Annotated in this window: 20 protein-coding genes; 16 read left to right on the forward strand and 4 right to left on the reverse strand. The window is 62.2% G+C overall.

Annotated features, from left to right (window positions below):
- The first annotated feature begins 17 nt into the window (after positions 1 to 17).
- From P9292_RS40140 to P9292_RS40175, 9 genes are all read left to right on the forward strand, one after another.
- Positions 18 to 1,634, forward strand: coding sequence for a cyclic peptide export ABC transporter (locus P9292_RS40140; RefSeq protein WP_309965237.1), 1,617 nt, complete (start codon positions 18 to 20; stop codon positions 1,632 to 1,634).
- Positions 1,631 to 1,906 (forward strand): ATP-binding cassette domain-containing protein, encoded by a 276-nt coding sequence (locus P9292_RS43405; RefSeq protein WP_409015548.1) that lies wholly within the window; start codon positions 1,631 to 1,633, stop codon positions 1,904 to 1,906. Before P9292_RS40140 ends, P9292_RS43405 begins: the two co-directional genes overlap by 4 nt.
- Positions 1,839 to 2,447 (forward strand): ABC transporter ATP-binding protein, encoded by a 609-nt coding sequence (locus tag P9292_RS40145; protein WP_409015567.1) that lies wholly within the window; start codon positions 1,839 to 1,841, stop codon positions 2,445 to 2,447. The genes P9292_RS43405 and P9292_RS40145 overlap by 68 nt, the downstream gene beginning before the upstream one ends.
- On the forward strand, positions 2,444 to 3,352 hold the full coding sequence (locus tag P9292_RS40150) for an ABC transporter substrate-binding protein (protein ID WP_309965241.1): 909 nt from the start codon (positions 2,444 to 2,446) through the stop codon (positions 3,350 to 3,352). The genes P9292_RS40145 and P9292_RS40150 overlap by 4 nt, the downstream gene beginning before the upstream one ends.
- Entirely contained in the window at positions 3,339 to 5,375 is a 2,037-nt protein-coding gene (fhuB, locus tag P9292_RS40155) for a Fe(3+)-hydroxamate ABC transporter permease FhuB (protein ID WP_409015568.1), read from the forward strand. Before P9292_RS40150 ends, fhuB begins: the two co-directional genes overlap by 14 nt.
- Before the next feature lie 129 nt (positions 5,376 to 5,504).
- Positions 5,505 to 7,703 (forward strand): TonB-dependent siderophore receptor, encoded by a 2,199-nt coding sequence (locus P9292_RS40160; RefSeq protein WP_309965247.1) that lies wholly within the window; start codon positions 5,505 to 5,507, stop codon positions 7,701 to 7,703.
- A gap of 319 nt (positions 7,704 to 8,022) precedes the next feature.
- Positions 8,023 to 8,394 (forward strand): response regulator, encoded by a 372-nt coding sequence (locus tag P9292_RS40165; protein ID WP_244831710.1) that lies wholly within the window; start codon positions 8,023 to 8,025, stop codon positions 8,392 to 8,394.
- Between the two features lie 79 nt (positions 8,395 to 8,473).
- A complete protein-coding gene (locus tag P9292_RS40170) occupies positions 8,474 to 8,812 on the forward strand; it encodes a hypothetical protein (RefSeq protein WP_244831711.1) in 339 nt (112 codons plus the stop codon).
- A gap of 43 nt (positions 8,813 to 8,855) precedes the next feature.
- Positions 8,856 to 9,449, forward strand: coding sequence for a pyridoxamine 5'-phosphate oxidase family protein (locus P9292_RS40175; protein ID WP_309846080.1), 594 nt, complete (start codon positions 8,856 to 8,858; stop codon positions 9,447 to 9,449).
- Positions 9,450 to 9,467: 18 nt separating this feature from the next.
- Here P9292_RS40175 and P9292_RS40180 read toward each other — a convergent pair whose 3' ends face one another.
- Positions 9,468 to 10,592, reverse strand: a complete 1,125-nt coding sequence (locus P9292_RS40180) for a sensor histidine kinase KdpD (protein WP_250469649.1) — start codon at positions 10,590 to 10,592, stop codon at positions 9,468 to 9,470.
- A gap of 428 nt (positions 10,593 to 11,020) precedes the next feature.
- Between P9292_RS40180 and P9292_RS40185 the strand changes: the two genes are divergently transcribed.
- Positions 11,021 to 11,242 carry a YjzC family protein gene (locus P9292_RS40185; RefSeq protein ID WP_244831714.1) on the forward strand — a complete coding sequence of 74 codons (222 nt, stop codon included), beginning with the start codon at positions 11,021 to 11,023 and terminating at the stop codon, positions 11,240 to 11,242.
- A gap of 70 nt (positions 11,243 to 11,312) precedes the next feature.
- Here the strand turns inward: P9292_RS40185 and P9292_RS40190 are convergent, their stop codons facing one another.
- Entirely contained in the window at positions 11,313 to 11,714 is a 402-nt protein-coding gene (locus tag P9292_RS40190; RefSeq protein WP_250528242.1) for a DUF6632 domain-containing protein, read from the reverse strand.
- A 329-nt stretch (positions 11,715 to 12,043) separates the two neighbouring features.
- On the opposite strand from P9292_RS40190, the gene P9292_RS40195 reads away from it, so the two are divergent.
- The 4 genes from P9292_RS40195 to P9292_RS40210 all read left to right on the forward strand — a co-directional run bounded on the left by P9292_RS40195 (position 12,044) and on the right by P9292_RS40210 (position 17,114).
- A complete protein-coding gene (locus P9292_RS40195; protein ID WP_309965251.1) occupies positions 12,044 to 13,630 on the forward strand; it encodes a sugar ABC transporter ATP-binding protein in 1,587 nt (528 codons plus the stop codon).
- The gene (locus P9292_RS40200) at positions 13,627 to 14,625 is read left to right on the forward strand and encodes an ABC transporter permease (RefSeq protein ID WP_250528150.1); all 999 of its coding nucleotides are present in this window, start codon (positions 13,627 to 13,629) and stop codon (positions 14,623 to 14,625) included. The genes P9292_RS40195 and P9292_RS40200 overlap by 4 nt, the downstream gene beginning before the upstream one ends.
- 98 nt (positions 14,626 to 14,723) lie before the next feature.
- Positions 14,724 to 15,866: a substrate-binding domain-containing protein gene (locus P9292_RS40205; RefSeq protein WP_309965255.1), complete on the forward strand. Its 1,143-nt coding sequence runs from the start codon at positions 14,724 to 14,726 to the stop codon at positions 15,864 to 15,866.
- A 177-nt stretch (positions 15,867 to 16,043) separates the two neighbouring features.
- Positions 16,044 to 17,114: an SDR family oxidoreductase gene (locus P9292_RS40210; protein WP_309965258.1), complete on the forward strand. Its 1,071-nt coding sequence runs from the start codon at positions 16,044 to 16,046 to the stop codon at positions 17,112 to 17,114.
- Positions 17,115 to 17,256: 142 nt separating this feature from the next.
- Here the strand turns inward: P9292_RS40210 and P9292_RS40215 are convergent, their stop codons facing one another.
- Positions 17,257 to 18,609: an MFS transporter gene (locus tag P9292_RS40215; RefSeq protein WP_309965261.1), complete on the reverse strand. Its 1,353-nt coding sequence runs from the start codon at positions 18,607 to 18,609 to the stop codon at positions 17,257 to 17,259.
- A 57-nt stretch (positions 18,610 to 18,666) separates the two neighbouring features.
- On the reverse strand, positions 18,667 to 19,605 hold the full coding sequence (locus P9292_RS40220; RefSeq protein WP_309965264.1) for a 3-keto-5-aminohexanoate cleavage protein: 939 nt from the start codon (positions 19,603 to 19,605) through the stop codon (positions 18,667 to 18,669).
- Between the two features lie 157 nt (positions 19,606 to 19,762).
- Here P9292_RS40220 and P9292_RS40225 point away from each other — a divergent pair, with 157 nt between their 5' ends.
- A complete protein-coding gene (locus P9292_RS40225) occupies positions 19,763 to 20,788 on the forward strand; it encodes an AraC family transcriptional regulator ligand-binding domain-containing protein (protein ID WP_250469655.1) in 1,026 nt (341 codons plus the stop codon).
- Between the two features lie 174 nt (positions 20,789 to 20,962).
- The gene (locus P9292_RS40230) at positions 20,963 to 22,123 is read left to right on the forward strand and encodes a LuxR family transcriptional regulator (RefSeq protein WP_309965269.1); all 1,161 of its coding nucleotides are present in this window, start codon (positions 20,963 to 20,965) and stop codon (positions 22,121 to 22,123) included.
- Positions 22,124 to 22,229 lie beyond the last annotated feature (106 nt).

The following is a 22,229-nucleotide window of genomic DNA, read 5'->3' on the forward strand; positions in this document are numbered from 1 at the left end:
AACGAGGGTGTGCGCACGTGTCTCTGATAGCCTCGTCGATCCGCGGCGCGCGCGGGTTGTTGCCTGTCGCGCTGGTCGTCAGTCTCGTCAGCGGCGCGGCGAACGCGGCGCTCGTCGCGCTGATCAATCAGGCGCTTCGCGCAACCGGCGACGAACTGCTCACGCTCGGCGTGCGCTTCGCGGCGCTGGGCGTCGTGGTCATTCTCACGCGGGTCGTTTCTCAGATGCTGTTCATGTATCTCGGACAGCACGCCAAGGCGAGGTTGCGCTTGCAGACGATCGGCCGCATCGGGGGCGCGTCGTACCGCGATCTCGAACGATGCGGCGCGTCGCGCGCCATCAACGCGCTCACGCAGGACCTCGATACCATCGTCGTGTTCTTCATCAGTCTGCCGTCGATCGTCATGCAGGGCGCGGTGATCGCGGGTTGTCTCGTCTATCTCGGCATGCTGTCCCTGCCGATTCTGCTGTTCGCGCTCGTCGCGATCGGCGCGGGATCGCTCGGCACGCATCTGATCGGCTCGCGGGCGCTTCTCCATCTGCGCGATTCGCGGCAGCGTGAAGACGGCCTGTTGCAACGCTTTCGCTCGCTCTTCGACGGCGCGAAGGAACTGAAGCTGCATCGCGCGCGTGCCGAAGCGTTCGTCGCGCGTGATCTCGCCCCGCATGTGGAAGCGGTGCGCGCGCAGCGCACGCGCGGCTACATGCTGCACGCGTTGGCCGCGAGCTGGGGCAATCTGCTGCTGTTCGGCTTCGTCGGCCTGACCCTCTTCGTGCTCGCGCGTCTCTTCGATGCCGACGCGCACGTGATGTCCGGTTACGCGCTCGTCTTCCTTTACCTCATCATGCCGGTCGAAGGATTGCTGGCGGCCCTGCCCGCCATCGGCAGCGCGCGGATCGCGTTCGAGCGCGTCGATCAGCTCGAACAAGCCCTGCCGCCCGAGCCCGCAAGCGCCTCGCTCGACGCCGATGCGTTCGCGAGCATTACGCTCGAAGGCGTCGAACATCGCTACGTGCGCGAAGCCGAGGACGGTTTTTTCACGCTCGGACCTATCGATCTGACGTTCCGGGCGGGCGAACTCGTCTATCTCGTGGGCGGCAACGGTAGCGGCAAGACCACGCTCGCGAAGGTGCTGGTCGGGCTGTATGCGCCGGAGTCGGGACGCATCGTCATCGACGAAACGGTGGTAGACGACGGCAATCGCGCCGCTTACCGCCAGCTTTTCTCCGTCGTCTTCAGCGATTTCCATTTGTTCGATTCGCTGCTCGGCCTGCCCGCGCACAGCGAGGCCACGGCGCGCGCGCTGCTCGTGGCATTGCAACTAGAGCACAAGGTGCGCATCGACAACGGCCGTTTTTCGACGCTCGATCTGTCGCAAGGCCAGAGGAAGCGTCTTGCCTTGCTGGTGGCGTTTCTGGAAGACCGCCCGTTCTATCTCTTCGACGAATGGGCCGCCGACCAGGACCCCGCGTTCAAGGACGTCTTCTATCGCGTGCTGCTGCCGCAACTGAAGGCGCGCGCCAAGACGGTGCTCGTCATCACCCACGACGACCGTTATTTCGATCTCGCCGATCGTATCGTCAAGCTCGACAGCGGTCAGGTGAGTTCCACGAAAAAGGCGGCGCTCGCATGAACGGCCACGTCTACCAGACGGCGTACGCGACCGCGACGCCGCCCGCCTTCTCGCTCGAAGGCGTGTCGCGCTCGGCGGGCGGGCGCACGCTCTTGCATCCGCTGGATCTGCATATCGAACCGGGCCGCGTGACGGGGCTTGTCGGGCACAACGGCTCCGGCAAATCCACGCTCGTCAAGCTGCTCGCAGGACAGATTACGCCGGATACGGGCGTCGTCCGATGCGCAGGGCCGGCCGCTCGCCGACTGGAGCACGCGCGAGTTCGCGCGTGAAGTCGCCTGGCTTCCGCAGCAGACGCCATCGACCGATGGCATGACGGTGCGCGAGCTCGTCGCGCTCGGCCGCTATCCGTGGCACGGCGCGCTCGGGCGCTTCACGGCCGGCGACGCCGCGCACGTCGACCGGGCGATGCAAGCCGCCGATGTTCATCGTTACGCCGACCGCACCGTGGACAGCCTGTCGGGCGGCGAGCGCCAGCGCGCGTGGATCGCGATGCTGGTCGCGCAGAACGGGCGCTGCATGCTGCTTGACGAACCGACGTCGGCGCTCGATGTCGGCCATCAGCTGACCGTGCTCGAACTCGTCAGGACGCTGTGCGCCGAGCGCGCGATGACCGCTGTCATCGTCATGCACGACATCAACATGGCGACGCGCTTCTGCGACCGGATCGTCGCGTTGCGCGAGGGGCGTCTGCTGATGCGCGAGGACGCGGCGGTAATCGTCGATCCGGCGCGGCTCGAAGCCATCTACGGCGTGCCGATGTCGGTTACGACCGATGCGTCCACCGGCCGTCGCATGTGTTTTCCGTCATGAAGTCGCCACCGAGACGCACGCTGCTGCAAGGCGCCGCCGCGCTGCTCGCGTTCTCGCGTGCCGCGCGCGTCGTGGCCGGACCGGCGCCGCGACGTATCGTCGTATTGAACTGGGAGCTGACCGAGACGCTGCTCGCGCTCGGGCGCGCGCCGGTCGGCATTCCGCTGCCCGCGTGGTATGCGAACACGATCGCGGTGCCGCCGCTGCCGTCCGATGTCGCGGATATCGGCCTTCTCTATCAACCCAATTTCGATGCGCTGCTCGCGCTCGCGCCGGACCTGCTGATCGTCACGCCCGCGCATGCGGGACTGCTCGCGCCGCTGCGGCGTATCGCCCCGACGCTCACGCTCGGCGCGTATATGACCGACGGGCATCCCTACGCGAGCCTGTGCGCCGAAACCCGCGTGATGGCCGATGCCTTCGACGCCCGCGCCCGGGCCGACGCGCTGTTCGCTTCAACCGAGCGCGTCATGAGCGACATCGCGGCGCGCGTGCCGCGCGGCAGGCCGGTGATCGTCGCGGACGTGATCGACGAGCGGCATCTGCGCGTGTACGGCGCGGGCAGTCTCTTCAACGACGTGCTCGCGAAGATCGGGCTGTCGAACGCCGCGACTGCGCGCGTGCGCTGGACGACGAACGCGATGGGTTCCACCGTCGTGCCGTTGCCCCGTCTCCTCGAAGCCGCCGACGCCGATATCGCGTTGACTCGGCCGCTCGCGCCCGATATCCGCGCGGCGCTGACGGCGAGCCCGCTCTGGCGCGCGCTGCCAGCGGTCCGCGAGAAACGCGTGGCCGTGTTGCCGGTGATCGCCCCGTACGGCGGCCTGATTTCGATGCAACGCTTCGCGACCGCAATGGCGAATGCACGCACCATCATCGATAACGGCGGAGGTGGGCTTGCGTAGCAGCCGCGTCGCACTCACTCGCCCTTCGGCGCCGCCACGCGACTGGCGGCTTGCACTTTTCGCCGGCCTGATGCTGCCCGCCGTGTGCCTCGCCGCGTTGCATTTGCATGGCGCGCTCGACGGCGCATCGTTCTGGAAGGCGCTCGTTTCGCCCGATCTCACCGACATGCGCGACGTGCTGGTGCACGAGAGCGTGCTGCCGCGCATCGCCATGACGCTGCTGTGCGGCACGGCGCTCGGGCTTGCGGGCGTGCTGGTGCAGCAGGTGTTGCGCAATCCGCTTGCCGAACCGATGACGCTCGGCATCTTCCCCGGCGCGTATCTCGGGCTCGCCGTCGTGAGCGTGTGGCTGCCGGGCTGGCTCGCAGCGGGCCGCGAAGCCATCGCGCTCGCGGGTGGCGCGCTGGCAATGATCCTCGTGCTCGGCCTGGCATGGTTGCAACGCATGTCGTCGCTTGCCGTGATTCTCGCGGGCATGGTGGTGAATTTGTACTGCGGCGCGATCAGCCTCGCGATCGGCGTCATGCATTTCGATCTGCTGCAAGGCTTGCAGATCTGGGGCGGCGGCGCACTCGATCAGACCGGCTGGCAAAGCGCCGCGCGCGTTGCGGCGAGCGTGGGCGGTTGCGCGCTGGCGTCGGCGCTGCTGCATCGACCGCTGCAACTCTTCGATGCCGGCGATGCCACCGCTCGCAATCTCGGCGCCGCCGTCGGCTGGATGCGCGGCGCGGCGCTGCTGGTCGCGGTCGTGCTCACGGCGAGCGTGGTGGCGCAGGTCGGCGTGATCGGGTTCGTCGGATTGGCGGCGCCGCTCCTCGCGCGGCTCACGGGCGCGCGCCGCCTGCGCGACCGGCTCGTGTGGGCGCCGCTTTTGGGCGCCGCCCTGCTCTTTCTCACCGACGAACTCGTGCGCATCGTCTCGCAGGGCGAGCTGTTCTCGGCGCATCTGATTCCCACCGGCACGGTCACGTCGATGATCGGCGTGCCGCTCCTGGTCGTCCTGCTGCCGCGCCTTCGCACCACGCCGGACATCCGCGAAACGCATGACCGCGGCACCGCGCCGCACGCAGTGCGCACGATGCCGCTCGTATGGGCAGCGCTCTTCGCGATCACGTGCGCGTTGTCGTTCGTCGTCACGCGCGGACCGGACGGTTGGCGGTTCGCGCATCCGGCCGACATCGACGCGCTCCTCTTCTGGCGCGTGCCGCACCTGCTGGCCGCGCTCGCAGCGGGCAGTCTGCTGGGCGCGGCGGGCGCGCTGTTGCAGCGCATGACCGCGAATCCGATGGCAAGCCCAGACCTGCTCGGCGTCGGCTCGGGCGGCATGTTCGGCGTCGTCGCGGTGCTGCTGATCGCGGGCAGCTTCGAACCGGCCGCGCTGTTCGCGGGAAGCGTGGCCGGCGCGTGCACCACGCTTGGCTTGCTGCTCTGGCTCGGGCGGCGCGCGCGGTTCGCGCCAGAGCGGTTGCTGCTCGTCGGATTGTCGATCAGCGCGCTGTTCCAGGCGGTCGTCGGCGCGGTCATGGCGAGCGGCGATCCACGCGCGGGCGTGCTGCTCGATTTGCTGGTCGGGTCGACCTACTACATCGAGCCGGCGATGGCATTGCTCATGGCCGTGCTGGCGATGTCGGTACTCGCCGTGGCGCCGCTGTTCGCGCGCTGGCTGGCGGCGCTCGGCGCCGGTCCGCAGGTGGCGGCGAGCATCGGCGTGCCGGTCGGGCGCGCGCGCTTCGGCCTGTTGCTGCTCGCGGCGGTATCGACGGCGGCGGCGACGGTCGTGGTCGGACCGCTGTCCTTCGTCGGGCTGATCGCGCCGCATATCGCGCGACTCTCGGGCGGGCGGCGTCTGCTGCCGCAGGTCTACCTCGCAGCGATGCTCGGCGCGCTGCTGATGGTCGTCGCGGACTGGCTGGGACGGCAGATTCCTTATCCGGAGCAACTTCCGGCCGGTCTCGTCGCGACACTGCTCGGCGGTCCGTGGCTCGTCATGCTGATCCTGCTGCGCGGTGCGCGGCAAACATGACGGTTGCATCGAAGTCGATAGAACGGGGCCGCGCGTGCCTCGCACCACACAACCAATGTCCCCATCCGATTCAAGCCCGCATGCAGCGGGACGACGCCGTTTGTCTATTCAACGATGGGATGAGAAAACATGAGAAGAGGGAATGACCCGCGCGGCGCGATGCCCGCGCCGACGACGGGATGGCACGTGCGCGCGCCGCGCATGACGCCGCTTGCGCTCGCGCTTTTGACGATGCTCGGCGCGACATCGCCGCCCACACGCGCGCAAAACCCGGCGGGCAGCGATGTGACGTTGCCCGCCGTCGTGGTGACCGACAGCACCGGCGCCGATGCGACGACCGAAGACAGCGGCTCGTACGCCGCGAAACGCGCGACCATCGCGGGCAAGAGCGCGCAATCGATCAAGGAGACGCCGTACTCGGTTTCCGTCGTCACGCGCCAGCAAATGGACGACCGCAACGACACGACCATCGAAGAAGCCTTGCGCTACGTGACGGGCGTCAGTTCGGTCAGCTACGGCGACGGCACGGCTTATTTCCGCGCGCGGGGCTCACAACTTGGCATCGAATTCGATGGCACGCCCATCGTCAGCGGCCTGCAATATCTCACGCAATTCGACCTCGCGATGTACGACCGTGTGGAAGTGTTGCGCAGACCGGCCGGCGTGATCGACGGCGCAGGCGAGCCCGGCGGCGTCGTCAATCTCGTGCGCAAACGGCCGCAAAATCAATTCCATCTGACGACCGACACACAAGTCGATTCCTTCGGCAGCGTGCGGCAGATGATCGACGTCACCGGACCGCTTAACAAGGACGGCAGCCTGCGCGGGCGTGCGGTGATCGTCGGCGAGGCCGGGCATCAATCCATCGACCGGGCGCGCAGCAAGGAGTTCATGGCCTATGGCGCGATCGACTACGACTTCACGCCGCGCACGACGCTCTCGCTCTCGGGCGGCTACGAAGTCCTGCCGATGTACGGCCTCGACTACGGCGCGAGCGGCGTGCTCAATGCGGATCAGACCGCACTCGTCGGCCGCGTGCCGAGTTCGTATGCACAGAACTTCAGCCCGAGCTGGAACACGTCGTACACGTCGATTCAGGAAGCCAACGCGAACCTCGTGCATCGCTTCGAAAGCGGCTGGAAGTCCTCCACGACGCTGTTCTACAGGCACATGCTGACGCGGGCGTACTACGCGTACTCGGGACCGGGCGCGACCACCGATGGCCTCAGCTTCTACGGCGATCAGAATCAGCGCAACACCTACGACTGGTTCGGCGCGGACAGCAACGTGTCCGGTCCCATCCGGCTCTTCGGGCAAACGCACACGTTGACGGTCGGCGCAAATTATTCGGTGATGTCGTCGACGGCGCTCTCGGGCTTCCAGTCCGTCGATGGCCCGTTCGACGGCGGCACCTTCAGCCTGTTCGATCCCAACGCCGTGCCGCAGGTCGATACGCCCTTCAGCTTCGGCACGAACGAGCGCACCGTCCAGTACGGCATCTACGCGCAGGCGCGCATCAAACTCGCGAATCCGCTGACGCTCGTGCTCGGCGCGCGCGAGGCGTTCGTACAGGATCGCACGCAATCGACACTGCCCGACCTCACGGACTGGGCGACGAACTCGCAGATCAACCATCGTTTTCTGCCGTCGGCGGGACTCGTCTGGGATATCGTGCCGGCGGTCACCGCGTACGCGAATTACGCGCGCTTCCTCGACGCCCAGACGCAGACGACATTCTCCGGCGCGGGCATTCCACCGCGTTCCGGCGAGCAATACGAAGTCGGCGTGAAGAGCAGCGTGCTCGGCGGACGCCTGAATACGAACATGGCGCTGTTCCGTATCAACGACAACAACCGCGCGGTCGACGATCCCGATCATCAGTTCTATTACCTTGCCGCCGGCAAGGCACGCAGTCAGGGCGTCGAACTCGAAGTCACCGGACAGCCGATGCCGGACTGGAACGTCTATGCGGGCTATACGTACCTGAACGAGCACTTCGAGAACGATGCGCCCGGCCTCACCGATGGCACGGACCCCAAGCATCTCTTCAAACTGTGGACGCGGTATCAGTTTACGCAGGGCGTCATGCGCGGGGTATCGGTCGGCGGCGGCATGCTCGCGCAGACACGCATATCGCGCGGCGTCGAACAGGGCGCGTATGCCATCTTCAATGCGCAGGTCGGATATCGCTTCAACAAGCATCTCGAAGCGACACTGCAGTTGAACAATATCTTCGATCGCGGCTATTACATTCGCCCACCCGGCCAGTTCTACAGTGTATTCGGCGACAGGCGTAACGTCATGTTGAGTGTCCGGACCGACTTCTAAATTTACGATGACGCTTGGGTGACTGTCGAGACGGAAGCACTGACCTTCCACCGTCGGGTTGTCCGCAGACAGGCGATGATCCATCGGCTGTCTGCTTCTGAATAACATAAAGAATCAGCAAGAAATTTCGTGAGACGAAGTGGCCGCAAACGACATATAACGGAAGTTGGTAAGTCTCGGTCAAAGATTCTCAGTGACACCAAGCAACGCAAGTTGGTGCTCAGCAGCCGCCGGCATCCAACCCAGCAACCTAGAGTAGACTGCAACCTCAACATCAAAAACCCCCGCACCTCGGTCCTCACTGTTGGGAGCACTTCAAATGAAAGTTCTCGTAGTGGACGATTACACCGATACCACCGACATGCTCGCCGAAATCGCGGGGTCCATGGGTCATGCGGTTACTCGCGCCTACACCGGCACCGAGGCGCTGAAAGCGGCCGCAGGCGAAGGCGCGTTCGAACTCATCCTTCTGGATATCGGGCTTCCCGATATCAATGGCCACGCTCTGTGCATGCGACTCCGCGCATCCGAGAAATATGCCTCCCGGCGCATCTTCTCGCTAACCGCACACGACGACATTCACGAACATTTCGATATGTCGTGCTTCGATGGCCACTTGTCCAAACCGCTATCCGTCGCCGCCATCGAATCGTTGCTATCGGGAAAAAAAGCCGAAGAGCCGGTTCGCTAATCGAAACTCCGTCGCTTGCACCATCGTGCGCTTCGACGTATCGAACCACGGTGCAGACGATCAAATCAAGGAGGCCGCAGTGCCAGACATCAATGGATTCGCTGACGACCGTTCCGATCACAAACTCGAATCGTTACGCCCACTCGCCGATTATCTGGAACGCGCGCTCGACAAGGCGACAAGCGTCGTCCTTATTCGGCATACCGCCGACGTTTGCACGGTCTATCTCGGCGACCCATCCGGGCCCAAGGAAGAGTTGAAACAAGTAGGCTCGATTCCAAAATCGCTCGCCGATGAAATGCTGGAACTGACCTCATCAGGTGCAAATCGAATCGAAATCGACGAGCAGTCGTATCGCTTCGTGCGCAGCTTCACGCAGATCGACGACACAGCCGCCATCGTCTTCAAGGCTGACTAATCGCCGCTGTCACTACAACTGCATCAAGCAACGGAGGCGTCAGTTGAGCAACGCTTTGGATGCGATTCTGGCGCAGACGTGGAGCCATCTGCTTTCAGGCGCCAATCCCGGCCGCGAGCGTTCCGCCTACACGTTGATGCAGTTCGCGACCATCGGACTCGATGGCGCGCCGAAGCTGCGCACGGTCGTAATGCGGCGTGCCATCCAGGACCGCGCGCTTGTGAGCTTTCACACGGACGTGAGATCGGAAAAGGTCGCTGAGATCGAACAGGAGCCGAACGTCTCCGCGCTTGTCGGCGACTGGCGTGCCGGCATCCAGATTCGACTCGAAGGGCGCGCGCAACAAGTCATCGACGATGACGAAAGACTCGCCGTGTGGAACGCGAGCCGCCCCGGTTCGCTCGCGCTTTATCGTGCGCCGTTGCCTCCGGGAACACTAGTGGACAGTCCGCCCGATGCGCGCCCGAAGCCCGACGACACAACAGCGCACACTCAGACGGATGGCTTCGAACACTTCTGCCTCATCGACGTCATCGTCAGTAAGATCGATTTCCTCGACGTCTCGGGCGAAATGCACCGGCGCGCAAACTTCTGGCTCGAACGCAACGAGTGGCACGGTCATTGGATCGCGCCATGAATGCGACCAACCTCGACTTCATGCGTGTGAAACGAGCGGCAAGCGAATAATGAAGACGCAACCGTGGCCAGGAATGTCCTTCACTTCCACGGTTCCCCTCAAAGTTTCTACGTTGCGCCTCACAATAGTCAGTCCTAAGCCCAGTCCGCTGCGATCCGCATTGAATTGCACGAAAGGATCGAACATCGACTCGCCGTTCTTACAAGGAAGTCCTCCGCACTGATCGTGGATTTCAATAAAGACGTCGTGATTCACATAGATTCTCAACGCGACCGCGCTTTTCTCCTTGGTGAACTTGAACGCATTCTGTAAGAGGTTGATTATCGCCTCATACAACAAGTCGCGATCTCCACGAACCTTGATGAGCGCGTCGACCGGAGTAACGGAAAAACTTTTTCCACGGGCTGTCGCGTCCACTCGCGCCGCTCCCTCGATTTCCAGGATTAATGGAGCGAGACTGAAGATAACGTCGTCGTAACGTACGGTCGCCGGGTCTGCCGAGTCGCGAAGCATTCGGTCAGTCAGCTTGCCGAGTCGCAAAAGACTACGCTCAGCAAGTAATCCGGTGGCTCCTTTCGCGCTCAGATTTCCTCGTTGTAAAGCGGTGAATGCGAGCAGCGTAGTGTGGATCAGATTACGCATCTCGTGCGCGAGCATTCTGTTCTCATCGGTCTGCGTCTGAGCGCCGCTATTCGTGCGCGCGTTGTCTCGCGCGGCCGAATAAGCCATCACGGCATTGGCAACCGCCGTATCGATGCACAGATTGAGTATTCGAAACTCCTGTACCTTGAAAGGCGCATCCCGTTCTACGGCCAGTTCGGTAATCGCCTGGCATAGATCGCCGTAACCTACGACGATGTCTTCGATCTTGAGTCCCGTTCCGAATAGCACCCTGCCTGCTTCGCGTGCGGTTCTGCCTATCGGGGTATCCTTCGATTCACCCCGTTCGGGAAGCCCCGATGTCGAATTCGGAGTTTCGGTGGTACGGTGCTGGCGCAGAAGTTCGGTTATTTGCGTAAGCAGTTCGGGAAGGACGATCTTTATATCCGCCATCACCGGAGATTCGGCGTTCCGCTTGAAAGTCATGATGCGGCAACGTTCAAGCAAGATGCTTCGATTATTCTTGAGAAATTCGTGCATCATGGCCCTGCTCCTGATGAAGTCCAAAGCCAGGAAGCGTCCTTCAGGGAGACGATCTTGCCTGCATCGACAAGGATCGATCAGACCTTGATCGCCCGCCTTGAAACTTCGTTGGTCAAACTAATGTCGCGTTGTCGTTCGAACCGTATCGTCTTTCTCTTGTTGTGGGCGACGGTTTCACCGCTGGACTAGCGCAATCGCTATTCCCGTGCCGTGCTCCCGTGCCCATAAATAACAGTTTGGCGACGTCCCGCAGGCAACGACTAATAATCGGCGATTTCGGCTGAAGCACGACGAGAAGCGAGCGAATAACGCCCGCTCGCGTTCACACGAACTCGACTCCCTGCGCCGTTTACCGACCGGCATGACACCGCTCGGAACGCCGATTGCTCTTTCGTCGGTCCGTATGTGGTTCAAAAAGGAGAAGCTAAATGGCAGGCGACAGTTCGTACAAGCCCGGTGAAATCGTCAAAGTATCGGGCATTTACTCAGTGGTCTATGAGGACGGGAAAGATACCTTCGAAGTCACCTGCGTCGAGGGCGAACATTTTCCGCCCACGCGAAACGGAAAAGGCGCGCACTTCGAGTTGAAATACGGAGCGACGCATTCGCACAAGCATGAAGCGTTGAAGGAAACTCAAGCGCAAGCCTGAGCGCATATAAGGTATTGGTCGCGGTACGTCCTACAGACTCGGGACGCACCGCGAACACTGCATCGGCGGATTAAAGCGCTCGTGCCTTGTTTTCGCGCGGCATAAGGAAAGCCAGCACGGCCGCGACAATAAATAGCGCAGGCACATCGCCGAGCAAATGACCGACGTGGCGCGTGCCGTCCATCTCGGCGCCGAACGACTGCACAGCCATGATTGCGCCGTGCACGACGCTCGACCATACCGTGAACCAGATCAGGCTCAGATGCTTCATCGGGTTGCGCGATGCCATCAGTAGAAACACGCCGAGCGTCGCGTAGATGCCGACGATCATCAGCGGGTAGTCCGAATGGCTGCTTTGCCAACTCCATCCGGAAGGCCACAGGATCATGAGCGGCCATAACGCGAAGATGGCGATTAAACCCACGGCAATCAGCGCGATGCGCAAGGCGGCGAGTCGTCGGGCGTCGTTCATCGTGCGCTCCCAAAGAAGGCGTGCTTGTCGCACACGATACTCCCGCGCACCGCTCCCTACTCGGCGGCTCCTTCGCATCGGCAACGTAGTCGAGCGTCTGCGCGCCTGACGGACAATTACTCGTAGCGCTCCGTCACAGAACGCCGTCCCCGGAACGATAAGATCATCACAAAACCGGTCGATATTGTTGCGATTCTCCCGTTCAGAACACGAAAACTAGGGCTATCTGTTATTGACGCACCATTTACATGATGCGAAGATCACAACACAACACGCGGCCCGACCGCGAAAACATAAGAATTCGTCTATTTGACGAAGGAGACATCAGGATGAGTCAGCCGGTCGCGGCCGCTTCATCGCCGCCAGTTCCGTTGATCCGTGTAACCGGCGTCACCAAAAGGTTCGGTGGCGTCCAGGCGCTGCGCGGCGTCGATCTCGAAGTTCTGCCGGGCGAAGTGCACGCGCTGCTCGGCGAAAACGGCGCGGGCAAGTCCACGCTCATCAAGATATTGAGCGGCGTCCATGCCTACGACGAAGGATCGATCGAAATCGCGGGCAGCCGGGTCGCATTCGAATCGCCCGCAAAGTCGCGCGAGGCAGGCGTTGCCGTCGTGTATCAGGACTTGAGTCTGGTCGAATCGTTGTCCGTCGGCGCCAACCTCATGCTCGGGCGCGAACCGCGCACGCGCCTCGGCTTCGTCCGGCAACGCGAACTCATGGCCCAGGTCAGCACCTTTTTGCGCGAGCACGATATTCCGCTCGATCCGCGCGTGCCCGTGGATTCCTTGCCGTTCGCCTATCGCCAGATGACGGAGATTTGCAAGGCGCTGATGGGCGACGTGCGCGTGCTGATTCTCGACGAACCCACGTCCGCGTTGACAGGCGGCGAAGAACGGATTCTCTTCGACGCCATTCGCACCGTGACGGCGCGCGGCGTCGGCGTGATCTACGTGACGCATCGGCTGAACGAGGTCTTTCGCATCTCGCAGCGCGTGACCGTGTTCCGCGATGGTGCAAACGCCGGAAGTTTCGCCACCGCCGAGACCGACATGAAGCAGCTCGTCGCGGCTATCGTCGGCCCGCGTCATGCGGCCATGCAGGCGCGTCAGGAAACCTCGGCGAGTGCGGCGGCGCAAACCAAAGTCGCGATGGCCGATCGCGCTGCCGATGCGCCCGTGCTGAAGCTGTCGAAGGTAAGCAACGCGCATCTTTGCGCCGTCGACTTGTCCGTGAGCAAGGGCGAAGTGCATGGCATTGCCGGACTGATCGGCAGCGGCCGCACGGAGATTCTGCAAACCATCTTCGGTCTGCTGCCCGTGGAGTCGGGCAGCCTCGATCTCGACGGCGAACCGCTCGGCGCGCGCAATCCCTCCGATGCAATCCGGCGCGGCGTCGCGCTCGTGCCTGAAGACCGTCATCTGCAAGGGCTCGTGCTCGATCATTCGATCGAACGCAATCTGACCTTGCCGCGCCTGCCGCGGTTTTCGAGCGGCGGATGGCTGCGCGCGAAAGCCGCCGCGCAACAAGCACGCGTCGCGATGAAGCAGCTTTCCGTGAAAGCGCCCGATGCATCGACACACGTGAAGTTTCTCTCCGGCGGCAACCAGCAGAAGGTCGTATTCGCGAAGTGGAATCATCCGCGCCCGAAGTTGTTGTTGCTCGATGAACCCACGGTCGGCGTCGATGTCGGCGCGCGCGAGGAAATCTACGGCGTGGTACAGGACGCGGCGCGCGCAGGCACGGGCGTCGTGGTGGTGTCGTCGGATCTGGACGAACTGCTGCGGCTCTGCGACCGCATTTCCATCGTCGCCAATGGCGCGATTACACGCACTGTCGAGCGCGCCGAGATTCGTCACGCGGAAGAACTGCACCATCTCATACAACTGGCCCGCCCTACCGAAGAGCCCGCAACATGAACGAGTCTGTTTCGCCGATGCCCGCCGAACAACAAGGCGCCCAGCGTCATTCGCGCGCACGGCGCATTGCGCAGCTTCTGCTGCAGGGCGACCGCCCCTACATGCTGTACTTTGCGTTCGCGATTCTGCTGGTGGTGTTCAGCTTCGCGTCGCCGTGGTTTCTCTCCATCGACAACTTCCTCAACATCGGCCGCCAGACGGCGCTCGTATCGATCATCGCTATCGGCATGACATTCGTGATCATCGCGCGGCAGATCGACTTGTCGGTGGGATCGTCGCTCGCGCTGTCCGGCATGGCCGCCGCGCTCGCGATGTCGCATATCGGCGATAGCTGGGTCATCGGCGCGATCGCGGGCATTGGCACGGGCGCGATCGTCGGCGCGATCAACGGTCTCGTCACGACGCGTTTGAACATTCCCTCGTTTCTCGTGACGCTCGGCAGCTTGAGCGCGGCGCGCGGACTTGCATTGATGGTCACGACGACGCGGCCCGAGATCATCACGAACGATCATTTCATTGCGATCTTCGGCGAAGGCGACATTGCAGGCGTGCCGGTGCCGATCATCTGGACCTTGCTTGCCGTGATCGGCGGCATTCTGCTTCTGCATTACAGCGTGTTCGGCCGGCAAATCTATGCAGCCGGCGGCAATCCCACGGCCGCGCTCTACTCGGGCATCAACATTCGCCGCGTGACGACGCTCGCATTCGTGCTGACGGGCGCGCTTGCCGGCCTCGCCGCGCTCGTCTTGTCCGCGCGTTCGCATGCGGCGCGCCCGGACGTCGTGCAGGGCATGGAACTCGACGTGATTGCCTCCGTCACGCTCGGCGGGTGCAGTCTCTTCGGCGGACGCGGCTTCATTCTAGGCACGCTGCTAGGCAGTCTCATCATCGGCACGCTGAATAACGGGCTCGTGCTGCTCGGCGTGAGTTCGTCGCTGCAACTCGTCATCAAGGGCGTGATCATCGTTGCGGCAGTCGCGTTCACGCGCAAGTAGTTTTGGTTTCCCGCGCAGATCGACATTGCGTGAGAGACCACGAAAGGCAAGTCAAAAAAGCAGGAGACGAAGTACAACGCGACCAATGGAGGCAAGACATGAACTATCGTCGTGGATCAGGTGTAAAGCTGGCGAGTGTCGCGGCGGCGACTGCCATGGCTCTGTGCTGTGCGCAGGCGTTCGCGCAATCGTGCGAAAAGCTGAATGTGGCGTCGATCGGGTCAACGGGCATCGTCGGCCAGGGACCGAATGGCGAGAAGGCGGCAGCCGTCGATGCCGTCAAGCTGACCGACGCCGAAGCCGCCAAGGTCAAGGCCGGCAAGTTCAAGGTCGGCATTTCGATGCAGACGATGAACCTCGACTGGTCGCAACTTCAAGTGCAAGGCATTACGGATACGCTCAAGAAATACGGCGTGGAAGTGATCGGCACGGCATCGGCCGAGTATCAGGTCGACAAGCAGATCGCCGATATCGAGAACACGATCCAGCGCCATCCGGACGGCATCATCTCCATTCCCGTGGATGGCACGGCAACGGCCGCGACCTACAAGAAGGTCTCGCAAGCGGGCATCAAGCTCGTGTTCATGGACAACGTGCCAACCGGCCTCAAGCATCCCGAGCAGTACGCGGCCATGGTCTCGGCCGATAGCGAAGGCAACGGCCAGATCGCGGCGAAGGTGCTTGCGTCGTGCGTGCCGAAAGGCGGCACGGTCGGTCTCGTGAACTTCGGCGTCGATTACTTCAGCACGACGGAGCGGACCAAAGCCGTCAACGACTGGCTGAAGAAGAATCGCGCGGACATCAAGATCAAGCAGGTCGCGTTCACCGATCCGTCGAAAGTCGGGCAGATTGCGGGCGACTTTCTGACGGCGAATCCGGACGTCAAGGGCGTGTTCGCCGTGTGGGATCAGCCCGCGCTGGACACGCTTACGTCGATGCGCGCGCAGGGCATCAACACGCCTGTGACGACGGTGGACCTGGGGCTCGAATCGGCAATCGAGATCGCCAAGGGCGGTCCGCTCAAGGCGACGGGCTCGCAACGTCCGTACGATCAGGGCGCAGCCGAAGCCATGGCGATGATGAAGGCGCTGATCGGCCAGACACCGCCCGCGTGGATTGGCGTGCAGTCGCTGCCGGTCGTGCAGTCGAATGTGCTCGAGTCTTACAAGACCGTGTTCAAGAAAGACCCGCCGCCGCAATTGGCCGATGCCTGCAAGAAGGCGGCGCCCGCTTGCGGTTGATCTCCTGTCCGACAGTCAGCGCGGTACTGCGAGAGCGAAGCCTTTGCGGGCTTCGCTCTTTTTGCGTGAGGCTCGTCCGATGAAGCACCGCCGTATGCAAAGTACGCGTTTGCACGATCCCGCCTACAATCGAGCGACACCAAGATTCGCATCGATCCTCATCACAGGCACATCTCCATGCAAAAACGAGCACTTATCATCGGCGCGACGGGTATTGTCGGCGGCAATCTCGCGGAACATCTTCTAACGCTCGACGACTGGCACGTAACCGGTCTTTCGCGCGGCCGCTCGGCCCTACGCGAAGGCGTCGAATCCGTGACCGCCGACCTGACTTCAGCGGAGTCGGTCAGCGAAGCACTCAACGGGCTGCACTTCAGCCACGTGTTTTTCACGGCATGGGCGCGGCAAGCCACCGAGAAAGAAAACATCCGCGTGAATGGCGCCATGGTGCGACATGTACTCGATGCGCTTGGACCCACCGGCAAGCTCGAACATGCCGCGCTCGTGACCGGCCTCAAGCACTATCTCGGCCCGTTCGAAGCATATGGTAAAGGCAAGGTGCCGCTCACGCCGTTTCGCGAGGAACAAGGGCGGCAGGACGTCGACAACTTCTATTACGAGCAGGAAGATAAGGTCTTTGAAGCCGCGAAGAAATATGGCTTCGGCTGGAGCGTGCATCGGCCGCATACGATCATCGGCTTTGCGCTCGGCAACGCCATGAACATGGGCGTCACGCTTGCCGTGTACGCGACGCTTTGCAAGGAAACCGGCGCACCGTTCGTGTTCCCCGGTTCACCCGCGCAATGGAACAGTCTCACGGACATGACCGATGCACGCCTTCTGGCGCGTCATCTCGAATGGGCATCGACTTCGCCCAATGCGCGTAACGAAGACTTCAACGTGGTCAATGGCGATGTCTTCCGCTGGAACTGGATGTGGTCGCAGCTCGCAGAATACTTCGGCATCGAGGCCGCGCCGTTCGATGGCGAAACGCGTCCGCTCGAATCGCGCATGCAGGACGCGCCGCGTTTGTGGGCCGAGATCGCGGCGCGCTTCGGTCTTATCGAAGCGAACGTGGAGAAGCTGGCTTCGTGGTGGCATACCGACGCCGACCTTGGCCGGCCAATGGAAGTGCTCACCGATATGACCAAGAGCCGCAAAGCCGGATTTCTCGACTATCAAAGCACGCCTGATTCATTCTTTGAGTTGTTCGAGAAGCTGAAGGCGGCGAAGGTTATTCCTGGCTAAGGTTCGTACATGGGGCAGGCCATCGAGACGGATGGCCTGCCCTGTGATGTTGCCGTCGCTTGCGACGCTAGCGCTTCCCGCAGACGCGGCAATCGTGCCTCCCATGCGTTCGCGAAGAATCACGCCGCAACTGCTCAATCGCTTACGAATGCGCGCTCGCCGCACCGCCTTCAGTCACACGCGATGCACTCACATCTTCGCGTCGAATCGCTCTCGCGAACACCGGAATGAGCGCCAGTCCAAGCACGGACGCCGCGAGAATCACCATGAAACCCGAATCGCTGCGGCCCGTGATGGTCTCGGTCATACCGAACAGATACGGCCCGACAAAACCGCCGATCAGCCCGACGGTGTTGATGAAAGCAAGCCCCGCCGCCGCCTGAATGCCTTGCAGTCGCTTCATTGCGATAGCCCAGTACGAAGGCAACACGCCGCCCGCGAAAAACGCCGTGACCGCGAGCAACACCATGCGCGCCGCAGGAACAGATGTCGCGACGAACACGCATCCGGCCGCGACGAGTCCCGCCGTCAGAATGCCGAGATACACGCAGTCGTTGCCGTAGCGCCGATGAATGCGCGGCAAGATCAACACGCCCAGCAGAAAGCCGATACCCACGCTGCTCGACAACAAGCCGACGATAAACGGCGTCTTCACATGCATCTGCTGAATCATTGCAGGCGTGAAGAAGTAAAGCCCGACGAACGCCACCTGATTCAAGAAATAGATGAGGCCGATGAGCACGGTCGTCGGCCGCTTGATCGCGGCGAGCCAGTCTTCCGAAGTGAGTTCGGAATGACCGTGCGTATCGATGACGGCGCGTGCTTCCAGCACTTGCGCTTCATCGGTCGAAAGCCAGCGGGCATCGCGCGGACGCTCCGGCAGCTTGAAGTAGAGCAGCACGCCCGCCAGCACGCTCGGGATGCCTTCGATCATGAACATCCATTGCCAGCCGTGCAGACCGCCCATGCCGCCCAGTTGCATCAACGCGCCGCCGAGCGGATTGCCAAGAACGAGTGCAAGCGCGGGCGCCGTGTAAATCCAGCCGACCGCGATGGGCCGGTCGGCGGGCGCGAACCATAACGTCACCATGTACATGAGCGCCGGAAAGAGCCCGGCCTCGGCGATGCCCAAGAGCACGCGCAGCGCATAGAATGACCATTCGCCTTGCACGAACATCATCGCGGTGGAAAGAATGCCCCAGCTCACCGCGATACGCGCGATCCATCGCCGTGGACCCACGCGATGCGCCGCGAGATTGCTCGGCACTTCCAGCAACGCATAGCCGATAAAGAAGATGCCCGAGCCGAGCCCATATGCCGCCGCGCTGATGCCGACATCGGCGGCAAGCTGCGCCTTTGCAAGCGCGACATTCGTGCGATCGAGAAAGGACATGAAGTAGATCGCGCACATGAGCGGGATCAGCTTCAGCATCGCCTTCTTCGTCGCCACGCGATGCAACGCATCGATACTGTCTTTGACCAAGCCGTGGTTCATGTCGTCTCCTGATAAGTCCGCTGCTGTTCTTTTATGTGGCAGCGTTGAGCATGGGATTCAGAGCGTGACTTCGTCACGTCCCTTGAGACCGAGCATTTGCCGTGCATCGGCAGGTGTCGCGATCTCGAACGAAAGCTCTTCCAGAATGCGGCGAATCTTTCTGACCTGCTGCGCGTTCGACTCGGCCTTCACGCCCTTTGCGATATACACGCTGTCCTCCAGACCCACGCGCACATTGCCGCCAAGAATGGCGCTCATGGTGACGAGCGGCATCTGATGACGTCCGGCGCCGAGCACCGAGAAGTGATAGTTGTCGCGTCCGAAGAGACGATCCGCGGTTGTGCGCATGACCGTCATGTTCTCCGGGTCCGCGCCCATGCCGCCGAGAATGCCGAACACGGATTGAATGAAGAACGGCGGCTTGACGAGCCCCTGATCGACGAAATGCGCGAGATTGTAGAGATGCCCAAGGTCGTAGCATTCGAACTCGAAGCGCGTGCCCTTGTCGCCGAGTTGCTGGAGGATTCGCTTGATATCCCTGAAGGTATTGCGAAAGATCATGTCCTCCATGCCTTGGACGTAGTCCTTCTCCCAGTCGTAACGCCACGTCGACATCTTCGCGGCGAGTGGATGAATCGAGAAGTTCATCGAGCCCATGTTGAGCGAGCACATCTCCGGCGCGGCATGCAGCGGATAAGCGAGCCGTTCTTCGAGCGTCATGCGCGTGCTGCCGCCTGTCGTGATGTTGATGACAGCGTCGGTCGCCTCCGCGATGGCCGGCGCGAACTGCCTGAAGATATCGAGGCTTGGCGTGGGCCTTCCGTCTACGGGATCGCGCGCATGCAGATGGATGATCGCGGCACCCGCCTCGGCTGCTTCGATTGCCTGATCGCGAATGTCCGCGGGCGTGAGCGGAAGATGTTCCGACATCGACGGAACGTGAGTCGCGCCCGTGACGGCGCACGAAATGATGACCTTGCGGGCCGGATTGCTCATCTGACTATCCTTGTCTCCACTGAGTTTTCATCGGGTCTCGATGCCGCCCGTATCGACGGACGAACTCTTGTGACACTGATAGTAGTGAGATAGCATCTCGTCGAAAAGGTCATTTTCGGACACACGGAAGTCCCGCGAGGACATTGCGAGGAGAGCCATGGCGACGACCCGCCCGCCGCTCAACGAGCGCATCTACGCGCCCTACAAGATCGCCGCGCTGGTCGAGGTGCTGGCGGAGCAAGGCATTGCTGCGGCGGACAGTCTGCGTGGCGTAGGCGTGAGCGCGGAGGAGTTGCAAGACGCTTCCGTGCTGACCTCCATCGGGCAATACGCTACCGTTTGCCGAAATGCAGTGGCGCTATCGTGCGAACCGGCCACGCCGTTCAAGGTCGGCGGCAAGCTGCATCTGTCGGCTTACGGCATGTATGGATACGCGCTGATGTCGTGTCTCTCATTGCGCGACTACTTCAAGCTGGGCGTGCGGTATCACCGGCTCGCGACACCGACAGTCGCTATCGAATGGACCGAATATCCCGACAGAATGGTCTGGACTTTCCCCGATGCATTTATCTCGAGCCCATCGCGTGAACTGCGCGAGTTCATCATCGAACAGCAATACACGCAGCATGTGACGCATCTTCAGGATGTTGCGGGCAGCGTCTGTCCGCCGGTCAAGGCGTGCTTTTCGTATCCTGCGCCCGCGCACGCGGATATCTATCCGAAATATCTCGGCTGCCCGTGCTATTTCGATCAGCCGCAATGCGAGCTCGTCTACGACAGCGCCATTCTCGACCGCAAGCCGCAACTCGCGCACAAGCTCACGGCAGCGCTGCTACAGGAGACGTGCGACCGGTTGATTGGTCAGGCGAAGACATCGAGCGGTGTATCGGGTGAGGTGTATCAGGTCCTGATGAGCACACCCGGCGTTTTTCCGGGCATGGAAGCGGTCGCCGAATCGATGCATCTCACCACGCGCACGTTGCGGCGTCGTCTGGATGAGGAAGGGACGTCGTTCGTGGCTATCGTAGACGATGTAAAACGTTCGCTCGCACTCGAATATCTGAAGACGACGAAGATGAGCACCGACGACGTCGCGATGCTTCTCGGCTTCAGCGATGCGGCGAACTTCCGCCGCGCGCTCAAGCGGTGGACGGGCAAAGGGCCTGGCGAGCTGCGACGATAAATACATTGCGGACACGTTCGCACTCTGCCGGTGCACTTCACTCAAAGCTTTCCCTTTTAGTTCGGTTACCTAAGGTGTAATCTGCAATTCCATTCGAGGCCTTGCAACCCGAAGGCCTTCGTCTACGGACCACGCTTCGGTCCTGAACTCGTGAGCAACCGCGAGGCAAAGATCATGGACGCAGACAATAAACCGGTCGGACATCAAGACCGGCTCGGTCCGGTAATCAGTCTTCTCTACGATGCCGCGCTCGACGACGCTCAATGGGTCGGCGTGGCTTCGGCCATTGCACGAGCGTTCGACGCCACGAGCGGCGTGCTCAAGACATGCGGCGGTCCTCGCGGTCCAAAGCTCGCAAGCGTGACCGACAATCTGCGTGTCGCGCCGAACGAACAGGCCTGGGCGGATTACTGGCATCGGAACGATCTATGGGTCGAACACTCCGCGCGGCTTCATCCGGGCGAAGTATTCACGAGCCAAAGCCTCATGCCCGATACGCAATTCGAGCGCACCGGCTTCTATCAGGACTGGACGCGGCGGCTCGATATTTATCATATGGTTGGGGTGCTGTTTCCCGTTGGCAATGGTGAGACAGGTGTGCTTGGCGTGCATCGGCCGCTTTCCGCAGGGCGTTTTGTAGAGAACGATCGTCAGGAACTGGGCGTGCTGTTTCCGCATGTGCGCCGCGCGCTCGGCTTGCGCGAACGGTTGCGCGACACCGCGCTCGCACAACGCGCGGCAGTGGATGCGCTCGATTGCATCGAGACCAGCGTGCTCGTGGTCGATGCATCGTGCATGGTCTTGTATGCGAACCGCGCTGCCGAGAATCTACTGGCTTCGTCATCCGAGATTCGCACGCATGCACGGCGCGTGTGCATGAACAGTCCCGCATTGAACAGCCGGCTTGCAAAGCTGATACGCGACGCCGTGCAAACCTCGAACGGCGCGGCTCACGCGGCTGGCGCGGCGCTCGCCGTGCCACGGCAAGGCAGATTGCCGCTCACCTTGCTCGTGGCGCCGTGGCGTGCCAATTGGGCGTCGGCGGATGTGTCACGCCCAGCGGCAAGCATTTTCATTCGCGATCCTGAGGTTTCCGGGGATTCCGCCACGCGCACGCTTCGGGACCTGTTCGGACTGACGCGCGCGGAAGCGGCAATAGCGGTCGCTATCGGCGAAGGACAATCGCTCGATCAGATTGCCGCCACGCTCGGCGTCGGGCTCGGCACCGTGCGCTCGCATCTGAAGAAAGTGCTTTCCAAGACCGGCACCAGCAGACAAGGCGCGCTTGCCGCACTGGTGGCCCGTAGCGTCGCGAGCATTTCGCCTCATCCGTAACCCCTCACGCATCTCCTATTTGGGAGACGACTGCCCGCCCCGTCCGCCGTAGATTCATAGCGTCTCGCGTTCCGAGCGCGTCATTCACGACCGAGCGCGATCACGA

Origin of the sequence: Caballeronia sp. LZ001, assembly GCF_031450875.1 — a bacterium.
GTDB lineage: Bacteria > Pseudomonadota > Gammaproteobacteria > Burkholderiales > Burkholderiaceae > Caballeronia.

What these genes read in the sequence shown, in the direction of transcription:
- P9292_RS43405 (WP_409015548.1), top strand. Translation starts at nt 1,631, where the DNA reads ATGAACGGCCACGTCTACCAGACGGCGTACGCGACCGCGACGCCGCCC.
- P9292_RS40150 (WP_309965241.1), top strand. Translation starts at nt 2,444, where the DNA reads ATGAAGTCGCCACCGAGACGCACGCTGCTGCAAGGCGCCGCCGCGCTG.
- P9292_RS40160 (WP_309965247.1), top strand. Translation starts at nt 5,505, where the DNA reads ATGAGAAGAGGGAATGACCCGCGCGGCGCGATGCCCGCGCCGACGACG.
- P9292_RS40165 (WP_244831710.1), top strand. Translation starts at nt 8,023, where the DNA reads ATGAAAGTTCTCGTAGTGGACGATTACACCGATACCACCGACATGCTC.
- P9292_RS40180 (WP_250469649.1), bottom strand. Translation starts at nt 10,592, where the DNA reads ATGATGCACGAATTTCTCAAGAATAATCGAAGCATCTTGCTTGAACGT.
- P9292_RS40185 (WP_244831714.1), top strand. Translation starts at nt 11,021, where the DNA reads ATGGCAGGCGACAGTTCGTACAAGCCCGGTGAAATCGTCAAAGTATCG.
- P9292_RS40190 (WP_250528242.1), bottom strand. Translation starts at nt 11,714, where the DNA reads ATGAACGACGCCCGACGACTCGCCGCCTTGCGCATCGCGCTGATTGCC.
- P9292_RS40195 (WP_309965251.1), top strand. Translation starts at nt 12,044, where the DNA reads ATGAGTCAGCCGGTCGCGGCCGCTTCATCGCCGCCAGTTCCGTTGATC.
- P9292_RS40200 (WP_250528150.1), top strand. Translation starts at nt 13,627, where the DNA reads ATGAACGAGTCTGTTTCGCCGATGCCCGCCGAACAACAAGGCGCCCAG.
- P9292_RS40205 (WP_309965255.1), top strand. Translation starts at nt 14,724, where the DNA reads ATGAACTATCGTCGTGGATCAGGTGTAAAGCTGGCGAGTGTCGCGGCG.
- P9292_RS40210 (WP_309965258.1), top strand. Translation starts at nt 16,044, where the DNA reads ATGCAAAAACGAGCACTTATCATCGGCGCGACGGGTATTGTCGGCGGC.
- P9292_RS40215 (WP_309965261.1), bottom strand. Translation starts at nt 18,609, where the DNA reads ATGAACCACGGCTTGGTCAAAGACAGTATCGATGCGTTGCATCGCGTG.
- P9292_RS40220 (WP_309965264.1), bottom strand. Translation starts at nt 19,605, where the DNA reads ATGAGCAATCCGGCCCGCAAGGTCATCATTTCGTGCGCCGTCACGGGC.
- P9292_RS40225 (WP_250469655.1), top strand. Translation starts at nt 19,763, where the DNA reads ATGGCGACGACCCGCCCGCCGCTCAACGAGCGCATCTACGCGCCCTAC.
- P9292_RS40230 (WP_309965269.1), top strand. Translation starts at nt 20,963, where the DNA reads ATGGACGCAGACAATAAACCGGTCGGACATCAAGACCGGCTCGGTCCG.